The sequence below is a fragment of the Streptomyces sp. NPDC036984 genome (assembly GCF_055607665.1).
Window position 1 is genome coordinate 94,056 of sequence record NZ_JBVJRL010000006.1, and the last position, 20,413, is coordinate 114,468.

The window sequence follows — 20,413 nt, forward strand, 5'->3', positions numbered from 1 at the left end:
CCCCGTTCGCGCAGGTCAGGAAGGGCACGGACGACGTCAGGGCCCTGCCCCGGCGGCCGCAGGGGCGGTCGGCGGCCGGCCGGGCTCAGATCTCCCGGAGCCGCGCCACGATCTCCTTCAGCAGCGCGGGGTCGGCGGCCGGTCCGGTGGCCGGCACCCGGCGGGGCGCGTCGATGCGGACCAGCCGGGCCTCGGCCAGGTCGCCGAGCAGCACGCGGACGACGGTCAGGGGCAGGTCGGCGTCCGCGGCCAGCTCCACCACGGGACGGGGGCCGCGCCGGACCAGGTCGAGCAGCGCGGCACCGGCGTGGTCGAGGGCGGGGCCCGGACCGCCGGCGTCCAGCGCGGTGACCCGGGACATCAGGTCGATGGTGTGCCGGCCGTCGGGCCGGGTACGGCCGCGGGTCACCGTGTAGGGGCGCACCATCGGCCCGGTCTCGTCCTCGTACCAGTGCTCGTCGCTCACCGTGCGATCACGAGGTGGTGCGGGCGGCTGCGTCCAGATGGCGGCCGAGGCGGCGGACGAGCAGCGCCATCTCGTGGGCGAGCTGGCCGACGTCGGTGCGGGCCTCGCTGAGCACGGCGAGCCGGCTGCCGTGCCCGGCCGGGGTGACGAAGAGGTAGGCGTCGTCCAGCATCACCATGGTCTGGCGCACCTCGCCGAGGGCGAACCGCTCCCCCGCCGAGCGGGCCAGGCCGTGGAAGCCGGAGCAGACGGCGGCCAGGTGCTCGATGTCCCGCCGGCGCATGCCGTCCGAGCTGCTGAGCGGGAGGCCGTCGGCGGTGAGCAGCACGGCCTGCCGGACGTGCTCGGTGCGGGAGACGAGGTCGTCCAGCAGCCAGCCGAGGTCCGTACCGGGCGCTCCGGCGGGCACGGCGGTCCGCTCCGGGGTCTGCTCGTCAGCGGGCATCGTCGGTGTCCGTCCCTTCGTCGGTGGGGGTGATGGTGGCGTCCGGGGCGGCGCCGGCGGCGTCCTGGCCGGCACGCGGCGCGGGCAGGCCCTTGCGGCCCCGGTCCAGGCCGCGCTGGAAGGCGCCGAAGATCGCCCGCATCTCCTCGGCGTCGACCTGGCGCTCGGGCGGGGTGTCGCGCGGTGGCGGGTCGGCACGCAGCTCCGGGACGAGACGGGCCTGGCGGACACGGGTGGGCAGGGCGGGGGCGGGCTCCGGCGCGGCGCCGGAGGACACCGGGTCCTGCCGCTTCCGCGACGGCAGCTCCAGGACGACACCGGAGACGTCGGCGATCCCACGCTCGACGGACGCCCGGTCTCCCCGCGCTCCGCCGCCGCCGTCCCGTGAGCCACCGCGGACCGACACCGGCTCCGTCCCCGCGGACACCGACTCCGTCCCGGCCGACACCGACTCCGTCCCCGCGGACACCGGCTGTGCTCCCGTCGGCACCGACTCCGTACGCGCCTTCACCGGATCCGCCTTCGTCAACACGGGCTCGTCCCCCGCCGATACCGGCTCTGGGTCCGCGGACACGGACTCCGCCCCCGCCGGCACCACCTCCGAACGCGCCTTCACCCGATCCGGCTCCGCCGGCACCGACTCTGTGCCCACCGGCACCGGCTCTGCGCCCGCCGCCTCCGCCCCCGCCAACACCGCCGAAGGCAGTCGCACCACCGCCGTAGTCCCCCCGTAGGGGGAGTCCCGGAGGGTGACCTCGACGGCGTGGCGGGCGGCGAGGCGGCCGACGACGTAGAGGCCGAGCCGGTCGTGCCGGGTGGGGTCGAAGGCGTCGGGGTCGGTGAGGGTGCGCTGGGCGTCGGCGCGGGCCTCGGCGTCGAGGCCGAGCCCGCGGTCGTCGATCTCCAGGACGAAGCCGCTGCCGACCCACCCCGTGCGCAGCGTGACCTGGGTCTGTGGCGGCGAGAACACCGTGGCGTTCTCAAGCAGTTCGGCGATCAGATGGACGACGTCGGCGACCGCGTCCGCCGCCACGCCCACCTCGGGCATCGGCGGCACGACCACGCGCGCGTAGTCCTCGATCTCGCCGACGGCCGAGGCCACGACGTCCGCGAGCAGGACGGGCCGGCGCCAGCGGCGGCCGGGCACGGCCCCGGAGAGGATGATCAGGCTCTCGGCGTGCCGGCGCATGCGCGTGGTCAGATGGTCGATGCGGAACAGCTCGCGCAGCACGTCCGGATCCTCGGTGCGCCGCTCCAGCGTGTCGACGAGCTTCAACTGCCGGTGCACCAGCGCCTGGTTGCGGCGGGCGATGGTGAGCAGCACCGCGAACTGCCCCCGGCGCAGGGTCGCCTGCCGGACGGCGGCCTCCACGGCGGCCAGCCGAGCGGTGTTGAACGACCGGCCGACCTGCCCGATCTCGTCGTCGCGGACCTCGTCGGCGGCGAGCGGCGGCGCCTCGGCCACCGCGTCCACCTCCTCGCCCGCGCTCAGCCTGCGCATGACGTCGGGCAGTTGCTGCCGCGTCAGCACGTCGGCCGCGTCCCGCAGGGTCTCCAGGCGCCGCGAGATCCGCCGGGCGCCGCGCACCGCGAACCACAGCGACAGGGCGACGGCGGCCAGCCCGACCGCGCCCACGACGGCGGCCTTGGTCAGCTCGCGGTAGGCGAACGCCCGTCCGCGGACGGCGGAGTTCTCGGCGGCACGGGTGCACAGCTCCCGGTAGCGGACGACCCCCCGGTCGGTCGTCGACCGCCAGGTGCCGGCCGCGACGCCCCTCCCGGCCCCGCCGGCCCCGGCCCGCAGCAGCGCGTCCTCGTCCCGCACCAGCGAGCGGTGCAGGTCCCCGCGCTGGAACTCCTCGAACAGGGCGCGCGAGTCGGCGGGCAGGTCGGGCACGTAGGTCCGCTCGAAGACCCGCCGGTCCTCGATGGTCGCGGTGAGGGTGTCGTACTGCCGGTCGGTCAGCGTGCCGGCCGCCCGCGCCCCGGCGACCAGAGCGTCCTCCCGGGAGACGAACTCCCGTACCCGGACCAGTTCGATGACGACCTGTGCCTCGCGGGCGAGCTGGCCTGCCTGGAGAGCGGTGAGCGTGGACTGCACGTCGAAGCCGGGTTCCACGAGCGCGTTGTACGCGTCGACGGCCTGGTCCCAGCTGATGTCCCGGGACAGCACGCGTGCGCGCAGCCGCTCCAGCCTGCCGGTGGACGCGGCCATGGCGTCCAGGGCCTGCCGTTGCCGGTGCGTGAGCCGGTCCCGGTCGCCGTTCCGGATCGCCTCCCGCATGGCCTCGACGGCCCGGTCGGTACGGCGCTGCTGCCCCAGCAGGTTCCCGGCGGCGGCCGGGTCGAGGCGGGCGCCGAGATAGGCGGCGGACATCCGGCGCTCGATCTGGATCTGCCCGACGGCGGTGTCCACCGGGGTGCCGAAGTCGTCGTACACCCCCTGGAGCCGGACCAGCGCGCGCAGTTCGGCGGTGACGGACACCATGGCGAAGCTCCACAGGGCCATCAGGGCGACGGACGGGGCGAGCGCGAGCGCCACGATCCGCGCGCGGACGGTGCTGGGACGGCCGAGGGGCCAGCGCATGGGGTACCTGCCGGTGTTACCAGTCAGTAGAAAGTGCGGGACAACCTACGGGATCGCCGCCCCGCACCGCAACGGTGACCTGCGGTAACCCGGAGTCACCCCGGGGCAGGGCGAAGGTGGTGAGCACCGCCGCGTGGTCGGAGGGCCATTCGTTGCCCGCCACGTCCGGCCAGGGGCGCGGGCTGCCGGTGACGACGGTCGGCCATTCGTTGCCCGCCACCTCCGGCCAAGGGCGCCGGCTGCCGGTGACGACGGTCCGCGCGTCGAGCACGGTGGGTCCGCGGCGCAGCACGTGGTCGATCCGGTCCTGCGCCTCGGGCCGCCCGCTGCCGCCCTCAGGGGCGCGGGAAACTGCGCGACCAGCCGAGGACGACCCGCATCCGGCACACGACGAGGCGCCCCGAGCCGGAAGCCGCCCTACCCCGGCGCCCCGGAAGAAAAGCGGCGCAGCAGCGGCGACAGCACCAGCACCGACTTGGTCCGCTCCACGAACGGCTCGCCGGCGATCCGCTCCAGCACCCGCTCGAAGTGACGCATGTCGGAGGCGAAGACCTGGGCGATCGCGTCCGCGTCACCGGTGACGGTCGACGCGGCCACGACCTCCTGGTACCGCTCCAGCCCCCGCTGGATGGTCTCCGGAGACGTGTTGCTCCGGCAGTAGATCTCGATGTAGCCCTCGGTCTCCCAGCCGAGCGCCGCCGGATCCACCCGGACGGTGAATCCGGTGATGGCTCCGGTGGCCCTCAGCCGGTCCACGCGCCGCTTCACGGCGGGCGCGGACAGGCCGACCATCTGCCCGATGTCCGCGTAGGAGCGGCGGGCGTCCTCGGCGAGGGCGTGCACGATGCGTTCGTCGAGATCGTTCAGCACAGGGGGTGGTTCACTTCTTCGGTTCGGTCACTTCTCTGCCGTCACCGCGAGATCCTCACCGGTCGCGAGACGGGAACGGCGATAGCCGTACACGAAGTAGAACACGAGCCCGACGGCCATCCAGCATCCGAAGACGACCCAGGTGACGGTGTCGAGGCTGAACATGTTGTAGGCGCAGAACAGGAAGCCCAGCACCGGCAGTACCGGCCCGAACGGCACCCGGAACGTGCGCTCCAGTCCCGGCCGCTTGTACCGCAGGACGACGACCGCGATGTTGACCAGGGCGAAGGCGAACAGCGTGCCGATGCTGGTGGCGTCGACGAGCTTGCCCAGCGGGATGAGGGCGGCGAGCACACCGCAGAAGAGGGACACGATCACCGTGTTGAGGCGGGGAGCGCCGGTCTTCGAGTGGACCTTGCCGAGCGCCTTCGGCACCAGGCCGTCGCGGGACATCGCGAAGAGGATGCGGGTCTGGCCGTAGAGCACGGTGAGCACGACGCTCGCGATGGAGATGACGGCGCCCAGCGCGAGCAGGGTGCCCCAGAACGTCTGGCCGGTGACATCGTTCATGATCGCGGCGAGGGTGGCCTCCGAGCCGTCGAACTTCTTCCAGTTCCAGGCACCGACGGCGACACCCGCGACGAGCACGTACAGCGCGGTCACGATGATCAGCGAGAGCATGATCGCCCGCGGCAGGTCCCGCTTGGGGTCCTTCGCCTCCTCACCGGCGGTGGAGGCGGCGTCGAAGCCGATGTACGAGAAGAACAGCGTGGCACCGGCGGCGCTGACCCCGGACATGCCCAGCGGCATGAAGTCGCGGTAGTTGCCGGACTTGAAGCCCATGAAACCGACCGTGCAGAACAGCACCAGGGCGGCGATCTTCACACAGACCATGATCGTGTTGGCGCGGGCGGACTCACGGGCTCCGCCGAGCAGGAACACCATCGCCAGGAGGACGACGATCAGGGCGGGCAGGTTGATGATGCCGCCCTCGCCCGGCGCCGAGGACAGCGCGGCGGGGATGGTGACGCCGATGGTGCCGTCGAGCAGCTCGTTCAGGTACTCGCCCCAGCCGACGGCAACCGCGGCCACCGACACGCCGTACTCGAGCACGAGGCACCAGCCGCAGACCCAGGCGACCAGCTCGCCCAGCGTTGCGTACGCATACGAGTAGGAGGAGCCGGCGACCGGGATGCTGCCCGCCAGCTCGGCGTACGACAGGGCCGAGAAGAGAGCCGTGAGACCGGCGATCACGAAGGCCAGGGTGACCGCGGGGCCGGCCTCCGGAACGGCGTCGCCGAGGACGACGAAGATGCCGGTGCCGAGGGTGGCACCGATGCTGATCATGGTCAGCTGCCACAGCCCGAGGGAGCGCCGAAGCTGCCCTCCCTCGCCCTGGCCGCCCTCCGCGACCAGGCGTTCCACGGGCTTGCGACGCATCAGGCGCGCGGCGACGCCCGGGGACGCGGGGGCGGCCGATATCTGGTTCTGCGGGGGTGCGCCTTGGTCGAGCACGCGTTGGCTCCTTATCGCTGCCGGTCTGTCGGGGGTGCGGACCGGCATGACCGCCGGCCCTCGTGGAGGGGGACCGGTGAGCCTGCGAGGGCAGGCACCCACCGAGCGGGGTCCCCGCCACACCACGTACTAGCGAAGCACCCTACGAGGCAGGGCTTCACGGGCGTAATGCAGCAACCTTGCGCACCCCCGCATGATCATTGCGTTCCTCGGGCCGGAATGACAAATCGTTGCGCACGGGCTGTCGACCGTTGCACGGGCACCTCATCCGTCCCTTTCGCGGCTCTTGGCCGACGCAGCGGTGACGTGGACACGTGAGGCGGATTCGTGGGCGCTGACTCGTGGCGCGGACTCGTGACACGGATTCGTGACGCCGCCTCGTGACGCTGACTTTGACGCGGATATGCCGACGACCGGATATGCCGACGACCCCCGCCGTTCCCGGGCTCGGGAACGGCGGGGGCCGTCGGTTCGGAAGGGGGGTCAGCTCCAGCTGGCGTGCAGCGGCTTGCCCTCGGCGTAGCCGGCCGCGCTCTGGATGCCGACGATGGCCTTCTCGGCGAACTCCTCCAGCGAGCCGGCACCGGCGTAGGTGCAGGAGGAGCGGACGCCCGCGATGATCGAGTCGATCAGGTCCTCGACGCCCGGGCGGGCCGGGTCGAGGAACATGCGGGAGGTGGAGATGCCCTCCTCGAACAGCGCCTTGCGGGCGCGGTCGTACGCCGACTCGTCCGAGGTGCGGTTGGCCACGGCACGCGCGGAGGCCATCCCGAACGACTCCTTGTAGGCACGGCCGTTGGCGTCGTGGTGGAGGTCGCCCGGCGACTCGTACGTGCCCGCGAACCAGGAGCCGACCATCACGTTGGACGCGCCGGCGGCCAGCGCCATGGCGACGTCGCGCGGGTGGCGGACACCGCCGTCGGCCCACACGTGCTTGCCGTACTTCTTCGCCTCGGCGGCGCACTCCAGCACGGCGGAGAACTGCGGGCGGCCCACACCGGTCATCATGCGGGTGGTGCACATCGCGCCCGGGCCGACACCGACCTTGATGATGTCCGCGCCGGCGTCGACCAGGTCCTTCACGCCCTCGGCGGAGACGATGTTGCCCGCGGCGATCGGCACCTGCGGGTCGAGCGCGCGCACCGTCCTGATGGCGCTGATCATCGACTCCTGGTGGCCGTGCGCGGTGTCGATGACGAGCGTGTCCACGCCCGCGTCGAGCAGCTGCTTGGCCTTGCCCGCGACGTCGCCGTTGATGCCGACGGCGGCGGCGATGCGCAGCTTGCCGTTCGCGTCCACGGCCGGGGTGTACAGCGTGGCGCGCAGGGCGCCCTTGCGGGTCAGGATGCCGGCGAGCCTGCCGTCCTCGTCGACGGCCGGGGCGTAGCGGCGGTTGTGGTGGTCGAGGGTGTTGAAGGCCTCACGCGGGTCGATGTCGGCGTCCAGCAGGAGCAGGTCCTTGGACATGACGACCTCGAGCTGGGTGAAGCGGTCGACGCCGGACAGGTCGGCGTCGGTGACGACACCGACGGGCCGGTGGTTCTCGTCCACGACGACACCGGCGTTGTGCGCCCGCTTGGGCAGCAGCGCCAGGGCGTCGGCGACGGTCTGGTGCGGGGCCAGCACGATCGGGGTGTCCAGCACCAGGTGACGGCTCTTCACCCAGGAGATCACGTCGGTGACGACGTCGATCGGGATGTCCTGCGGGATGACCACGAGACCACCGCGGCGGGCCATCGTCTCGGCCATGCGGCGGCCGGCGATGGCGGTCATGTTGGCGACGACGAGCGGGATGGTGGTGCCCGTTCCGTCCGGCGAGCTGAGGTCCACGCCCTGACGCGAGCCCACCGCGGAGCGGCTCGGCACCATGAACACGTCGTCGTACGTCAGGTCGTACGCGGGCTGGATGTCATTGAGGAAACGCACGTGCTGCACATCCCAGTCGATCAGAGGTGACCCCCGGACAGGTGTGCCAGGGGGAAAGAGCACGTACTTCATTCTCCCATGACGGAACCGCTGTCATGCCCTCACAAAACATCCAGGCTGGTCGGAGCCCCCTTAGGAGGATCCTCCGAGAGCGAGGACGACGGTGAGGGCGGGCGTCCGGTCATCCGCCTCCGCGAGCACGTCCTCGGCGATCCGCCACTCGCCCGGCGCGCTGTCCGCGTACGACCGCCAGCCCCGGACGACGATCAGCAGCCCCCGTTCCACCGCGCCCTCGGGCCAGACCGTCCGGTCGCTGAGGGAGTCGGCCAGCGCGTCCCAGTTGCGCCCGAACCAGTCGGGCAGCGCGAGGGCCCGGGCCACGCGGTCCATCAGGCCGGCCTTGTCCGTGACACCGTCCAGATCCAGGGTGACCGGGTACGGGCCGCCCGGGTCCTCCGTCATCTCAGCACCGCCCGGAACGACTCGTAGTGATCATCGGTACGGAAAGGGGCCCGGCGGTCGATCAGGCCGTCCGGGTACGCGGGAGACCAACCGCGGCAGCATGCCGCGGATGCTGCCACGGCCGTCTCGTCACGCATCCCGGCGGCCGGCGTGACGCCGTCCGCCGGGTCCACGGCGCCACGCCCCGCGGTCAGACCCCGTCCGGGTCCGCACGGCTGAGCGCCGGCTTCGGCGTCGGGCCCGCCGTCATCAGGTAGTCGGCGGCCGAGGTGTCCGTCACCAGGCTGGTGACCAGCCCGGAGCGCAGCACCGCGTCGATCGCGGAGGCCTTGCGCTGCCCGCCCGCGATCGCCACGACCTCCGGGATACGGCGCAGCTGGTCGGCCTTGACCGTGATGCACCGCTCCCCCAGGTCCCGCCCGATCCGGCGCCCCTCGGAGTCGAAGAGGTGCGCCGACATCTCGGCGGCGACACCGAGCGAGGCGTAGTGCGCGCGCTCCTCGTCGCTGAGCATGTCGTGCACGGTCGAGATGCCCGGCTCCCAGGACCCGATGGAGACACAGGCGACCGTGACCTTGTCGAAGTACTCGAAGGCCCGGGCGAGCCCGGTCTGGTTGCGCAGCGCCGCCGCGGTGGCCGCGTCCGGCAGCAGCATCGGCGCGTAGATGGGGTGCGCGTCGCCGCCCGACACCTGCGCGGCCCGGCGGACGGCCTCCACCGAGCCGCGCTCGGCGGTCCCGGCGTCGTACACGCCCGTCAGCTGCACCACCGTGCACGGCGGCAGCCGGTCGAGCGCCGCCGCCATGTGGATGGTGGACCGGCCCCAGGCCAGCCCGAGCACGTCCCCCTCGTTGACGAGTTCGCCGAGCAGGTCGGCGGCGACCTCGCCGAGGTTCTCGGGGTCGGGGGTCTCCTCGGACTCGGGCGGGGACTCGACCACGACGGCGTGCCTCAGGCCGTAGCGGGCGCGGAGCGCGTCGGAGCGCTCGGCGTCCAGTTCGGCCGGCACACGGATCTCGATGCGTACGAGATCCCGTTCGAGGGCGGTCTCCAGGACCCGGGCCACCTTGAAGCGGCTGACGCCGAACTCCTCCGCGATCTGGATCTTGGATTTGCCCTCGAGGTAGAAGCGGCGGGCCATGGCCGCCGCCTGCACCAGCTCAGCGGGTCCCATCCGCATGGCTGACCGGCCCGCCGACATACCCGACACGGCGATCTCCTCACTGCTGTTCACACTCTGGATTCGCCGTTCATCCTTGCAGATTCGGGGCGACTGATCTGCCCTGATGGGCGCCGTTCACTTAACCGTTCACTTGGCTGTGGCTCAGTGGTCGCATGCCCAGGACGCCTTGGCGGTGGCGGCCTCCGCCTGCGTGCGCAGCGCGCGTACGGCCTCCGCGGGGTCCTGGGCGCCGTAGACGGCCGAGCCGGCGACGAACACATCCGCTCCCGCGTCCGCGCACCGCTCGATCGTCGAGGCCGAGACACCGCCGTCGACCTGGAGCCACAGCTGGAGGCCGTGCTTGCTGATCAGCTCACGGGTGCGGCGGATCTTGGGCAGCATGATGTCGAGGAACGCCTGGCCGCCGAAGCCGGGCTCGACCGTCATGATCAGCAGCATGTCGAGTTCCGGCAGCAGGTCCTCGAACGGCTCGATCGGCGTGGCGGGCTTGAGTGCCATGGAGGCCCGGGCGCCCTTGGCACGGATCTCCCGGGCGAGCCGCACCGGCGCCGCGGCGGCCTCCACATGGAAGGTGACGGACGAAGCCCCCGCCTCCACGTACTGCGGCGCCCAGCGGTCGGGGTCCTCGATCATCAGATGGCAGTCCAGCGGGGTCTCCGTCGCACGGGACAGGGACTCCACGACCGGCACGCCGAGCGTGAGGTTCGGGACGAAGTGGTTGTCCATGACGTCGACGTGAAGCCAGTCGGCGCCTTGGACCGCCTTGGCCTCCTCCGCCAGTCGGGCGAAGTCGGCGGACAGGATGCTGGGGTTGATCTGCGCGGCCATGACCCAAGCCTGCCATGCCCTGCCGGGGTGGGCCGAGCGGGGTTCGGGGGTGGTTGCTGCCGTGCGTGAGCTGCGGGCCGGCGGACGGCCGGTCGCGCAGTCCCCGCGCCCTGGGTCTGCTGCTGCCGGCGGCGTCAGGCAGTTCTGCGGATCAGGGCCAGGTACATCGCGTCCGTGCCGTGGAGGTGGGGCCACAGCTGCACGTCCGGCCCGTCGCCGAGGTCGGGTACGCCGGGCAGCAGCGGGCGGGCGTCGATCAGTTCCGTGTCCGGGTGCTGCTTGAGCACGTCGGCGACGACCGCGCGGGTCTCGGCGAGGTGCGGGGAGCAGGTGGCATAGCCGACGACGCCGCCGACGCGCACGGAGTCGAGGGCGGTACGCAGCAGCCCGCGCTGGAGCGGAGCGAAGTTGTCCAGGTCCTCGGGGCGGCGGCGCCAGCGGGCCTCGGGGCGGCGGCGGAGGGCGCCGAGACCGGTGCACGGCACGTCCACCAGGATCCGGTCGAAGCTGGCGGAGCGCCAGGGCGGGCGGGTGCCGTCGGCGGCGATGACCTGGTACGGCCCCGGATTGCCGTGCAGGGCCTTGGCCACCAGCCCGGCCCGGTGCGGCTGCTTCTCGGAGGCGAGCAGGACGGCCCCGCGCTCGGCGGCGAGGGCGCCGAGCAGCGCGGCCTTGCCGCCGGGCCCGGCGCATCCGTCGAGCCACTTCTCGTCGGGCCCGTCGAGCGGGGCGTTCGCCAGCGCGAGCGCGACCAGCTGGCTGCCCTCGTCCTGCACGCCGGCCCGTCCCTCGCGCACGGCGTCGACCGCGCCCGGCTCGCCGCCCTCGGCGAGCCGCACGGCGTAGGGCGACCAGCGCCCGGGTACGGCGGCGTCCTCGCGCAGCAGCTCCTCGGTGGTGGCCCGGCCGGGCCGGGCGACGAGCGTCACCTCGGGCCGCTCGTTGTCCGCCGCCAGCAGTTCCTCGATGCCGGCCCGGCCGCCGCCGAGGGAGTCCCAGAGCGCGGAGACGACCCACCGGGGGTGCGAGTGCACGACGGCGAGATGGTCCTCGGGATCCTCGTCGTACGGCGGCGCGACCTTCTCGATCCACCCCTGGAGGTCGTCCTGCGCGATCTTGCGGAGCACGGCGTTGACGAACTTGGCCCGCCCGTCCCCGAGTACCACCCGCGCCAGCTCCACCGAGGCCGAGACGGCGGCGTGCGTCGGGATCCGCGTGCCGAGCAACTGGTGCGCGCCCAGGCTCAGCACGTCGAGCACCGGCGGGTCGACCTCACGCAGCGGCCGGTCGACACAGGCGGAGATGACGGCGTCGTACGTGCCCTGCCGGCGCAGCGTGCCGTACACCAGCTCGGTGGCGAGCGCGGCGTCCCGGGCGTCGAACTTGTCCGGTCCCTCCTTCTCGCGCGCCTTCCGCAGCAGCGGCGGCAGCACGAGGTTGGCGTACGCGTCCCGCTCGTCCACCGCCCGCAGCGCCTCGAAGGCCAGGATGCGGACGGGGTCCTTCTGGGGACGGCGGTAAGGCTTGGCGGGCCTGCGCGGCCGCCGGGACTGCTCGCTCACGAAAAAGGTGCTCCGGATGTGATGAAGGGGGTGCGGTTCCCAGCCTACGTCGGCCCACCGTCACCCCCGCCGTCCGGGGTTCAGCCGCCGAGCGTCTCGGCCTCGCCGATGCGCACCCCGCGGGCCCAGTCGGCCGCCCGCATCGGCTTCTTGCCCTGCGCCTGCACCCAGAGCAGCTCGACGGCGTACGAACCGGTGCCCACGTGCACGTTGTTCTTGCCCACGGCGAGCCGGCCCGGCGCGAGGTCGGTCCGCTCGGGCACAGGCGTGACCTGGATCAGCTTGAGCCGCTCCCCGCGGAAGACGGTCCAGGCACCGGGCGCCGGGGTGCAGCCGCGCACGATCCGGTCGACGCGCAGCGCGGGCGCCGACCAGTCCACCTGGGCGTCCTCGACGGTGATCTTCGGCGCGACGGTGACGCCCTCGGCGGGCTGCGGCACGGCGTTCAGGGTGCCGTCCTCGATGCCGTCCATGGTCGCGGCGAGCAGCCCGGCGCCCGCGAAGGCGAGCCGGGTGAGCAGGTCGCCGCTGGTGTCGGTGGGACGGACCGCCTCGGTCACGGTCCCGTAGACGGGCCCGGAGTCGAGGCCCTCCTCGATGAGGAAGGTGGACGCCCCGGTGATCTCGTCGCCCGCCATGATGGCGTGCTGCACGGGCGCGGCACCGCGCCAGGCGGGCAGCAGCGAGAAGTGCAGGTTGACCCAGCCGTGGGCGGGGATGTCCAGGGCGGCCTTCGGCAGCAGCGCGCCGTAGGCGACGACCGGGCAGCAGTCCGGCGCGATCTCCCTCAGCCGGTCCAGGAACTCCGGGTCCCGGGGCTTGAGGGGCTTCAGCACCTCGATCCCGGCCTCCTCCGCCCGCTCGGCCACGGGCGACGCGACCAGCCTGCGCCCGCGCCCGGCCGGCGCGTCGGGCCGCGTGACGACGGCGGCCACCTCGTGCCGCCCGGAGGCGAGCAGGGCATCCAGGGCGGGAACGGCGACCTCGGGGGTACCGGCGAAGACGAGCTTCATGGGCGGGATCGGGCCTCTCGGGCGGGGGTCGGGCGGGCAGCGCACCAGTCTATGACCATGGGCGGCGCGCATGCGGGTGGGCGGCGTACGCATATGCCTGCACGCCCCCAGCCCGTGACCAGCGGAGCGTCAGCGCGTTGGTCAAGGAAGAGTTGACCACATCGGGCCCTTTCGCGGCCCAATTCCTTTCAACGCCGGTTCGAGAGGCTTGTTCATGGCCGACCACGCAACCCACGACGCCCAGGCCCGGGCCAGCCTGCACTTGCTGGTGCGGGACATCGAGAGGGTCCGCCGGCAGGTGGACGCGCTGCGCACGCTCACCGCCCAGTTGGGCAACGTCTATCGCCCGCGCCGCTCCGGCCCGTCCACGGGCTTCGTCGTCTACGGACGCGCCCCCGCCCCGACGGTCCGCCTCGCCCAGGAACTCCGGGACAGTGTCGAAACCCTGGTCACGGCCGCCGTGGACTTCGACCGCTCACTCGGCTTCTCGTGGGACGCGGTGGGCTCGGCGCTCGGGGTCACCAAGCAGGCGGTGCACCGCCGGTACGGCGCCCGCCGCGCCGCGGCCCAGGCGGCGGCGGAGGCGGAGCGGGCGCCGGAGCCGTCCGGCACCCGCACGATCAACGTGAACACGGGTCTGCCGACGGTGCCGACGGTCCCCGCGGCCCGCTCCATGCCGACCCAGCCGACCGCGGGCAGCCCGACGCTGCGCGACGACGCCCGCCCGACGGCCTTCCCCGGCCCACGCAACGGCTGACCGACCTTCACCCCCGCCCTCCCGGCCCCCCTCCGGGAGGGCGCACACATGGCACCACGCTGCAGACGGCGAGGCGCCGGACACCACCCGACAGCGCGGGGCACCTCCATGGCTCCCGGGCACCCCGACCGTGCCGGGCACCCGACCGCGTCGAGCACCCGCGGCAGTGCCTGGGACCTCCAACGGCGCCAGGCACCCCGACCGTCCCGGGCACCTCCAACAGCCGCGGCCGTTCCCGAACCTGCCGGGCCCCCGACAGCCCCGGCACTCCCGGCCACGCCACGCGCCGCTGAGCGGTGGCTCAGCCGATGTCGGGTGGGTCGATCCGTACCCGTATCGCCTCCCCGCTGCCCCGGGCCATGCGGGCGGCCTGTGCGGTCTTCAGTGCGGCGGCCAGCGCGGCACCGCTGCCGGGCGGCACCCGGACGAGCGCGCGCTCCCAGTGCTCGCCGGGCGGCGGCGCGCCGGGTCTGCGGGGGCGGCCGGGCGGCGGGGGCGGCAGCGGCACCGGCCCCAGGACCTCGGCGTCCGGCGGCAGTTCCACCGCCGCCAGGAACTCGGCGACGGCCGTGGGCGGTCCGGACACGGCCGCCATCCGGGACACCGGCGGGAAGCCCAGCTCGGCCCGCTCGGCCAGCTCGCGCACGGCATGCCCGACGGGGTCCCAGCGCACCAGTGCCTGTACGGGCCGCAGGGTCGGCTCGGCCACCACGACCACCGTGCCCCCCTCGCCCTGCGGCCGCACCAGCGCTCCCGCCGCGATCCACCGGCGCAGCGCGTCCTCCCCGGCCCGCAGGTCGGGCCGTACGAGCATGGCCCAGCCGTCCAGCAGCAGCGCCGCCGCGTAGCCGCCCTCGGCGACCGGTTCGGCGCCCGGCGTGCTCACCACCAGCGCGGGCGTGCCCGGCACGGTGTCCAGCACATGCTCGCGCCCCGAGGTGCGCACCGGTACGGCAGGGAAGGCGCGCCCCAGTTCCTCGGCGGTGCGGCGCGCGCCGACGACCTGGGCGCGGAGCCGGAAGCCGCCGCACTCGGGGCAGTGCCAGGCACTCTCCTCGCGCCCGCACCAGTCGCATCGCACCACACTCCCGTCCTGTCCTTGCAGCGGACCGGAACAGTGCCGGCAGCGCGCGGGCGCGCGGCACTGGGCGCAGGCCAAGCGGGGCGCGTAACCGCGCCGGGGCACCTGCACCAGCACCGGCCCCTGCCGCAGCCCCTCGCGGGCCACCTGCCAGGCGAGCGTGGGCAGCCGGGCGGCGCGGGCGGCCTCGTCGCGCGCGAGGTCGCCGTCGCCCACCGTCCGGACGAGCGGCGCGGCCCGCCGCACCTGCTCCCGCGCGGCGACCAGCGGCCGGGCCCAGCCGCTCTCGACGAGCTGGGCGGCCTCCACGGTGCAGCTCCAACCCCCCAGCAGAAAACCGCACTTGTCCAGCGCGGCCCGCAGCAGAAGAACATCCCGGGCATGCGGCTGCGGTGCGTGCGGCTCACTGTGGCTGTCGTCGCCGTCGTCCCAGATGGCGACGAGTCCCAGATCGCACACGGGCGCGAACATGGCCGCCCGCGTCCCGACGACGGCACGCACGGATCCGCGCCGCACCGCCAGCCACTGCGCGTACCGCTTCTCGGGTCCGGCGTCGGCGGTGAGCAGCGCATGCCGGCCCGTGCCGAGCAGCGCGGTCAGCGCGGCGTCCACGCGCGCGGCGGCCCGCCCGTCCGGTACGACGACGAGGGCGCCGCGCCCGGAGGCGAGGGTGGCGGCGACGGCCCGGGCCAGCTCCTCGCTCCACAGCGGTCCGGGCAGCGCGTTCCACACGGCCCGGGGCGAGCCTCCGGAGGCCAGCGCATCGAGGAAGGCGCCCCCGCGTTCGTACCGGCTCCAGGAGCCGGTGTCCGGCGCCTCGGGCGGGGGCAGCGGCGCCGGGGACGGCCGCTGCTCGGCGCGGGCGCTGCGCGGCGGCACGGCCAGCTGGAGCACATCGGCGAGGCTCCCCGCGTACCGGTCGGCGACGGCCCGCGCGAGACCGAGCAGTTCCTCGCTCAGCACCCGCTCCGGCGACACGACCTGGGCGAGCGCGGCCAGCGGCCCCGAGTAGTCGGACTCGGCCCGCCGCTCGACCAGGAAGCCGTCGATGAGCCCGCCGCCCTCCCGGCGCCCTTCGCGCACCCGGTGCCGCCCGGCCCCGAACCGCACGCGCACCCGTACGCCCGGCTGCGCCTCCGCGTCCATCTCCTCGGGCACCGCGTAGTCGAAGTACCGGTCGAGGTGCAGCACGCCCTTGTCGACCAGCACCCGCGCGACGGGCAGCTCCTCGGCGAGGGCGGCCCCCCGCCAGGTACGCGGCTTGGCCCGGGGCGGCCTGGCCTGGCGCACGCTCTCGCGAATGAGCGCGAGCTGCTCCGGCGGCGCCCCCTCGGCCCCGCCCGCCCCCGGCTCGTTCTCGCTGCTCACGCTTGCATTCTTACCAAACGCCACCGACAACACCGCCGGACGCCCGCAACCCCCGGGCCGTCCGCGCCCGGGAGGGTACCGCGCGGCTCGTGGTGGTCGGGCGGCGCAGCACCGCCGGACGCGAGAGCGCCGAGCGACCGTGTCCGGCGCCGCCCCCGGTCGGCGGCCGACGGCTGATCACGGGCATGCGACCGCCTCGGAACACGCCGAGGCCCGGCTCCCGAGAGGGAAGCCGGGCCTCGGCGAAAAAAAGGGTGGTCTTACATGCCCACGGCGGCGCGCAGGGCCTCCACGCGGTCCGTGCGCTCCCAGGTGAAGTCGGGCAGCTCGCGGCCGAAGTGGCCGTACGCCGCCGTCTGGGAGTAGATCGGGCGAAGCAGGTCGAGGTCGCGGATGATCGCGGCCGGGCGGAGGTCGAAGACCTCCTCGATCGCCTTCTCGATCTTCTCGTGGTCGACCTTGGCGGTGCCGAAGGTCTCCACGAAGAGACCGACGGGCTCGGCCTTGCCGATCGCGTAGGCGACCTGGACCTCGCAGCGGGAGGCCAGGCCCGCCGCCACGACGTTCTTGGCGACCCAGCGCATCGCGTACGCCGCCGAGCGGTCCACCTTGGACGGGTCCTTGCCGGAGAAGGCGCCGCCGCCGTGGCGGGCCATGCCGCCGTAAGTGTCGATGATGATCTTGCGGCCGGTCAGGCCGGCGTCGCCCATCGGGCCGCCGATCTCGAAGCGGCCGGTCGGGTTGACCAGCAGGCGGTAGCCCTCGGTCTCCAGCTTGATGCCCTCGTCCAGGAGCGCCTTCAGCTCCGGCTCCACGACGAACTCGCGGATGTCGGGGGCGAGCAGCGACTCCAGGTCGATGTCGGAGGCGTGCTGGGAGGAGACGACCACCGTGTCGAGGCGGACGGCCTTGTCGCCGTCGTACTCGATGGTGACCTGCGTCTTGCCGTCCGGGCGCAGGTAGGGGATGGTGCCGTTCTTGCGGACGTCGGAGAGGCGCTTGGACAGCCGGTGCGCCAGGAAGATCGGCAGCGGCATCAGGGTCGGCGTCTCGTCGGAGGCGTAGCCGAACATCAGGCCCTGGTCGCCCGCGCCCTGCCGGTCCAGCTCGTCGTCGTCACCCTCGACCCGGGTCTCGTACGCCGTGTCGACACCCTGCGCGATGTCCGGGGACTGCGAGCCGATCGACACCGACACGCCGCAGGAGGCGCCGTCGAAGCCCTTCTTGGAGGAGTCGTAGCCGATCTCCAGGATCTTCTCCCGGACCAGCTGCGGGATCGGCGCGTAGGCCTTGGTCGTGACCTCGCCGGCCACGTGCACCAGACCGGTCGTGATGAGGGTCTCGACGGCGACGCGGGACGTGGGGTCCTCGCGCAGCAGCGCGTCGAGGATGGTGTCGCTGATCTGGTCAGCGATCTTGTCGGGGTGACCCTCGGTCACGGACTCCGAGGTGAACAGGCGACGGGACACAACGCTCCCTGTGGTTGCAGCGGCTGCTGGCTGATCATTTGCGGGCGGCACGGGGCTGCGCCCGGTGCCGACCGTGAAACAGTTTATCGGTCGCACTCGGCCGATGGGCCACTGTCTCGCCTCTCGGGAGCGCTGTGACCTGCGGCACGGGCATTCTGCACAATGCCGAGCGGCGTTGGCCAGGGGCGCCACGCCGGATTTGAGTGTGGCGTGAACCTGACGTCGGCATCACCCGATCGTGCCCGGACGCTGGCCCAGCCTCCGAACGACCAGGTCCCAGACCGTGTCGGCCAAGGCCTCCTTGGGGCCATACGGAACCGGGGTTTCGCTGCCGTCGGCGCCCAGCACCACGGCCTCGTTCTCCTCGGACCCGAAGGTCTTCCGCTCCCCCACCTCGTTGACAACGAGCAGGTCACAGCCCTTGCGGGCGAGCTTGGTGCGGCCGTTGGCCAGGACGTCGTCGGTCTCCGCGGCGAAGCCCACGATCACCTGTCCGGAGCGCGCCCGGTCGGCGGAGACCTCGGCGAGGACGTCGGGATTCCGCACCAGGACGATCGGGTCGGGGTCCTGGCCGTCCTTCTTCTTGATCTTCCCGGCGGCGTAGGCGGCTGGCCGGAAATCGGCGACGGCTGCGGCCATGACCACGGCGTCGGCGTCCGCGGCGGCCTTGAGGACGGCTTCGCGCAGCTGTACGGCGGTGCCGACCTGGACGACGTCGACGCCCGCAGGGTCGGGCAAACCGGTGTTGGCAGCGATCAACGTCACCCGGGCACCGCGGGCCGCGGCGGTGCGGGCGAGTGCGTAGCCCTGCTTGCCGGAGGAGCGGTTGCCGAGGAAGCGGACCGGGTCGAGGGGTTCGCGGGTGCCGCCGGCGGAGACGACGACGTGCCGTCCTGCGAGGTCGGGGTCGGTGACACCGCGGGCCAGCACCCGGCGGCAGACCTCGAAGATCTCCGCCGGGTCGGGCAGCCGGCCCTTGCCGGTGTCGACGCCGGTGAGGCGGCCGACGGCGGGCTCGATGACGACGGCGCCGCGGCGGCGCAGCGTGGCCACGTTCTCCTGGGTGGCCGGGTGCTCCCACATCTCGGTGTGCATCGCGGGGGCGAAGACCACCGGGCAGCGGGCGGTGAGGAGCGTGTTCGTCAGCAGGTCGTCGGCGAGACCGTGGGCGGCCTTGGCGAGCATGTCGGCGGTGGCCGGGGCCACGACCACCAGGTCGGCGTGCTGGCCGATGCGGACGTGCGGGACCTCGTGGACGTCGTCCCAGACGTCGGTGGAGACCGGGTTGCCGGACAGGGCCGACCAGGTGGCGGCGCCGACGAAGTGCAGCGCGGACGCGGTGGGCACCACGCGGACGTCGTGACCCGACTCCGTGAACCTTCTCAACAGCTCACAGGCCTTGTAGGCGGCGATGCCGCCACTGACCCCCAGCACGACCCTCGGCTTGTCCACCGTGTCTCCCCGGACTCGAAAACGTACGACGAAACCGTACGACCCCATGACACACCACAGGCCCGGCAGCATGACTGCCGGGCCTGTGGATAAGTCAATCTCAATCTGACAGTACTACTGCGCCGGGCCCTCGACGGCCTCGGAGGTCAGCAGACCGGCGTTGATCTCGCGCAGGGCGATCGAGAGCGGCTTCTCGTGGACGTGGGTGTCGACGAGCGGACCGACGTACTCGAGGAGGCCCTCACCGAGCTGCGAGTAGTACGCGTTGATCTGGCGGGCACGCTTGGCCGCGTAGATCACGAGGCTGTACTTCGAGTCGGTGGCCTCGAGAAGCTCGTCGATCGGCGGGTTGATGATGCCCTCGGGCGCGGTGATGGAAGAGGACACGCTCTACCTTCCGATGGATGGAAAAGAATCAATGATCGTGATCACAGTCACGATCACACAACGTCCATCAAGGCTAGCAGCTCACGGGCCACGTCCTCGACGGAGGTGTTGACCAAGGTCACATCGAACTCCGGCTCGGCCGCCAGCTCGGTCCTGGCCGCCTCCAGGCGGCGCTCGATGACCTCGGGCGGCTCGGTTCCCCGGCCGGTGAGCCTGCGCACCAGCTCCTCCCAGGAGGGCGGAGCCAGGAACACCAGCTGAGCGTCGGACATGGACTCGCGGACCTGCCGGGCGCCCTGGAGGTCGATCTCCAGCAGGACGGGCTCGCCGTTCTCAAGCCGCTCCAGCACGGCCGCGCGGGGCGTGCCGTAGCGGTTCCCGGCGAACTCGGCCCACTCCAGCAGCTCGCCGTTGGCGATCAGCTTGTCCATCTCCTCGTCGGTGACGAAGAAGTAGTGGACTCCGTGCTGCTCGCCGGGGCGCGGCGTGCGGGTGGTCGCCGACACCGAGAGCCAGACTTCGGGGTGTTCCTTGCGCATATGGGCGACGACCGTGCTCTTGCCGACCCCCGAGGGGCCGGAGAGCACGGTCAGCCGCGGACGTTCACTCATGCAGCGATTATTCCAGCAATCCCGGAGTGCCCGGGACTCCCGGTCCGTCGGAAGACGGACTCAGGAGCCGGTGCTGCCGAACTCACGCTCCAGGGAAGCGATCTGGTTGGACCCGAGACCACGCACGCGGCGGCTCTCGGAGATACCCAGACGCTCCATGATCTGCTTGGCGCGGACCTTGCCCACGCCCGGCAGGGACTCCAGCAGCGCCGAGACCTTCATCTTGCCGATGACGTCGTTTTCCTGGCCCTGCTTGATGACCTCGTGCAGGGAGGCGCCGGAGTGCTTGAGTCGATTCTTGACCTCGGCCCGCTCCCGGCGAGCCGCGGCGGCCTTTTCGAGCGCGGCTGCGCGCTGTTCAGGGGTAAGGGGCGGAAGAGCCACGCCTACGTCACCTCGGATGTCGAACTGTCGGATACGGACCGGTGAGG

The 20,413-nt window shown here is 72.9% G+C and carries 17 protein-coding genes and 2 pseudogenes; 1 reads left to right on the forward strand and 18 read right to left on the reverse strand.

Annotated features, from left to right (window positions below; genetic code table 11):
* Nucleotides 1-85 precede the first annotated feature (85 nt).
* The 12 genes and pseudogenes from ACZ7DL_RS13910 to fmt all read right to left on the reverse strand — a co-directional run bounded on the left by ACZ7DL_RS13910 (nucleotide 86) and on the right by fmt (nucleotide 12,857).
* Nucleotides 86-466, reverse strand: a complete 381-nt coding sequence (locus tag ACZ7DL_RS13910) for a DUF742 domain-containing protein (RefSeq protein ID WP_470774206.1) — start codon at nucleotides 464-466, stop codon at nucleotides 86-88.
* A 7-nt stretch (nucleotides 467-473) separates the two neighbouring features.
* On the reverse strand, nucleotides 474-911 hold the full coding sequence (locus ACZ7DL_RS13915) for a roadblock/LC7 domain-containing protein (protein WP_470774207.1): 438 nt from the start codon (nucleotides 909-911) through the stop codon (nucleotides 474-476).
* Nucleotides 901-3,498, reverse strand: coding sequence for a sensor histidine kinase (locus ACZ7DL_RS13920; RefSeq protein ID WP_470774208.1), 2,598 nt, complete (start codon nucleotides 3,496-3,498; stop codon nucleotides 901-903). Before ACZ7DL_RS13920 ends, ACZ7DL_RS13915 begins: the two co-directional genes overlap by 11 nt.
* Nucleotides 3,499-3,514: 16 nt before the next feature.
* Nucleotides 3,515-3,835 (reverse strand): annotated as a pseudogene (locus ACZ7DL_RS13925) (hypothetical protein); the annotation flags it as partial.
* A gap of 80 nt (nucleotides 3,836-3,915) precedes the next feature.
* Entirely contained in the window at nucleotides 3,916-4,368 is a 453-nt protein-coding gene (locus ACZ7DL_RS13930) for an Lrp/AsnC family transcriptional regulator (RefSeq protein WP_121789788.1), read from the reverse strand.
* 27 nt (nucleotides 4,369-4,395) lie between these two features.
* Entirely contained in the window at nucleotides 4,396-5,883 is a 1,488-nt protein-coding gene (locus ACZ7DL_RS13935) for an amino acid permease (RefSeq protein WP_470774210.1), read from the reverse strand.
* Nucleotides 5,884-6,366: 483 nt separating this feature from the next.
* Nucleotides 6,367-7,809 (reverse strand): GuaB1 family IMP dehydrogenase-related protein, encoded by a 1,443-nt coding sequence (locus ACZ7DL_RS13940; protein ID WP_470774211.1) that lies wholly within the window; start codon nucleotides 7,807-7,809, stop codon nucleotides 6,367-6,369.
* 132 nt (nucleotides 7,810-7,941) lie between these two features.
* Nucleotides 7,942-8,271 carry a barstar family protein gene (locus ACZ7DL_RS13945; RefSeq protein ID WP_470774212.1) on the reverse strand — a complete coding sequence of 110 codons (330 nt, stop codon included), beginning with the start codon at nucleotides 8,269-8,271 and terminating at the stop codon, nucleotides 7,942-7,944.
* Nucleotides 8,272-8,461: 190 nt separating this feature from the next.
* On the reverse strand, nucleotides 8,462-9,505 hold the full coding sequence (locus ACZ7DL_RS13950; protein ID WP_470774214.1) for a sugar-binding transcriptional regulator: 1,044 nt from the start codon (nucleotides 9,503-9,505) through the stop codon (nucleotides 8,462-8,464).
* A gap of 90 nt (nucleotides 9,506-9,595) precedes the next feature.
* Entirely contained in the window at nucleotides 9,596-10,282 is a 687-nt protein-coding gene (gene rpe, locus ACZ7DL_RS13955) for a ribulose-phosphate 3-epimerase (RefSeq protein ID WP_470774215.1), read from the reverse strand.
* A gap of 134 nt (nucleotides 10,283-10,416) precedes the next feature.
* Nucleotides 10,417-11,844: an RsmB/NOP family class I SAM-dependent RNA methyltransferase gene (locus tag ACZ7DL_RS13960; protein ID WP_470774217.1), complete on the reverse strand. Its 1,428-nt coding sequence runs from the start codon at nucleotides 11,842-11,844 to the stop codon at nucleotides 10,417-10,419.
* A gap of 80 nt (nucleotides 11,845-11,924) precedes the next feature.
* Complete coding sequence (gene fmt, locus ACZ7DL_RS13965; protein ID WP_470774220.1) at nucleotides 11,925-12,857, reverse strand: methionyl-tRNA formyltransferase; 933 nt, start codon at nucleotides 12,855-12,857, stop codon at nucleotides 11,925-11,927.
* 214 nt (nucleotides 12,858-13,071) lie between these two features.
* On the opposite strand from fmt, the gene ACZ7DL_RS13970 reads away from it, so the two are divergent.
* Complete coding sequence (locus tag ACZ7DL_RS13970; protein ID WP_470774223.1) at nucleotides 13,072-13,614, forward strand: hypothetical protein; 543 nt, start codon at nucleotides 13,072-13,074, stop codon at nucleotides 13,612-13,614.
* 301 nt (nucleotides 13,615-13,915) lie between these two features.
* Here ACZ7DL_RS13970 and ACZ7DL_RS13975 read toward each other — a convergent pair whose 3' ends face one another.
* The 6 genes and pseudogenes from ACZ7DL_RS13975 to ACZ7DL_RS14000 form a co-directional block, all read right to left on the reverse strand.
* Entirely contained in the window at nucleotides 13,916-16,063 is a 2,148-nt protein-coding gene (locus ACZ7DL_RS13975; RefSeq protein ID WP_470774224.1) for a primosomal protein N', read from the reverse strand.
* Between the two features lie 260 nt (nucleotides 16,064-16,323).
* The gene (gene metK, locus ACZ7DL_RS13980; protein ID WP_470774225.1) at nucleotides 16,324-17,532 is read right to left on the reverse strand and encodes a methionine adenosyltransferase; all 1,209 of its coding nucleotides are present in this window, start codon (nucleotides 17,530-17,532) and stop codon (nucleotides 16,324-16,326) included.
* A 228-nt stretch (nucleotides 17,533-17,760) separates the two neighbouring features.
* Entirely contained in the window at nucleotides 17,761-18,984 is a 1,224-nt protein-coding gene (gene coaBC / locus ACZ7DL_RS13985; RefSeq protein WP_470774226.1) for a bifunctional phosphopantothenoylcysteine decarboxylase/phosphopantothenate--cysteine ligase CoaBC, read from the reverse strand.
* A gap of 114 nt (nucleotides 18,985-19,098) precedes the next feature.
* Nucleotides 19,099-19,371, reverse strand: coding sequence for a DNA-directed RNA polymerase subunit omega (rpoZ, locus tag ACZ7DL_RS13990; RefSeq protein WP_003982715.1), 273 nt, complete (start codon nucleotides 19,369-19,371; stop codon nucleotides 19,099-19,101).
* A gap of 53 nt (nucleotides 19,372-19,424) precedes the next feature.
* Nucleotides 19,425-20,015, reverse strand: a pseudogene (gene gmk / locus ACZ7DL_RS13995) (guanylate kinase); the annotation flags it as partial.
* Between the two features lie 27 nt (nucleotides 20,016-20,042).
* Entirely contained in the window at nucleotides 20,043-20,366 is a 324-nt protein-coding gene (locus ACZ7DL_RS14000; protein WP_003977346.1) for an integration host factor, read from the reverse strand.
* Between the last annotated feature and the right edge of the window lie 47 nt (nucleotides 20,367-20,413).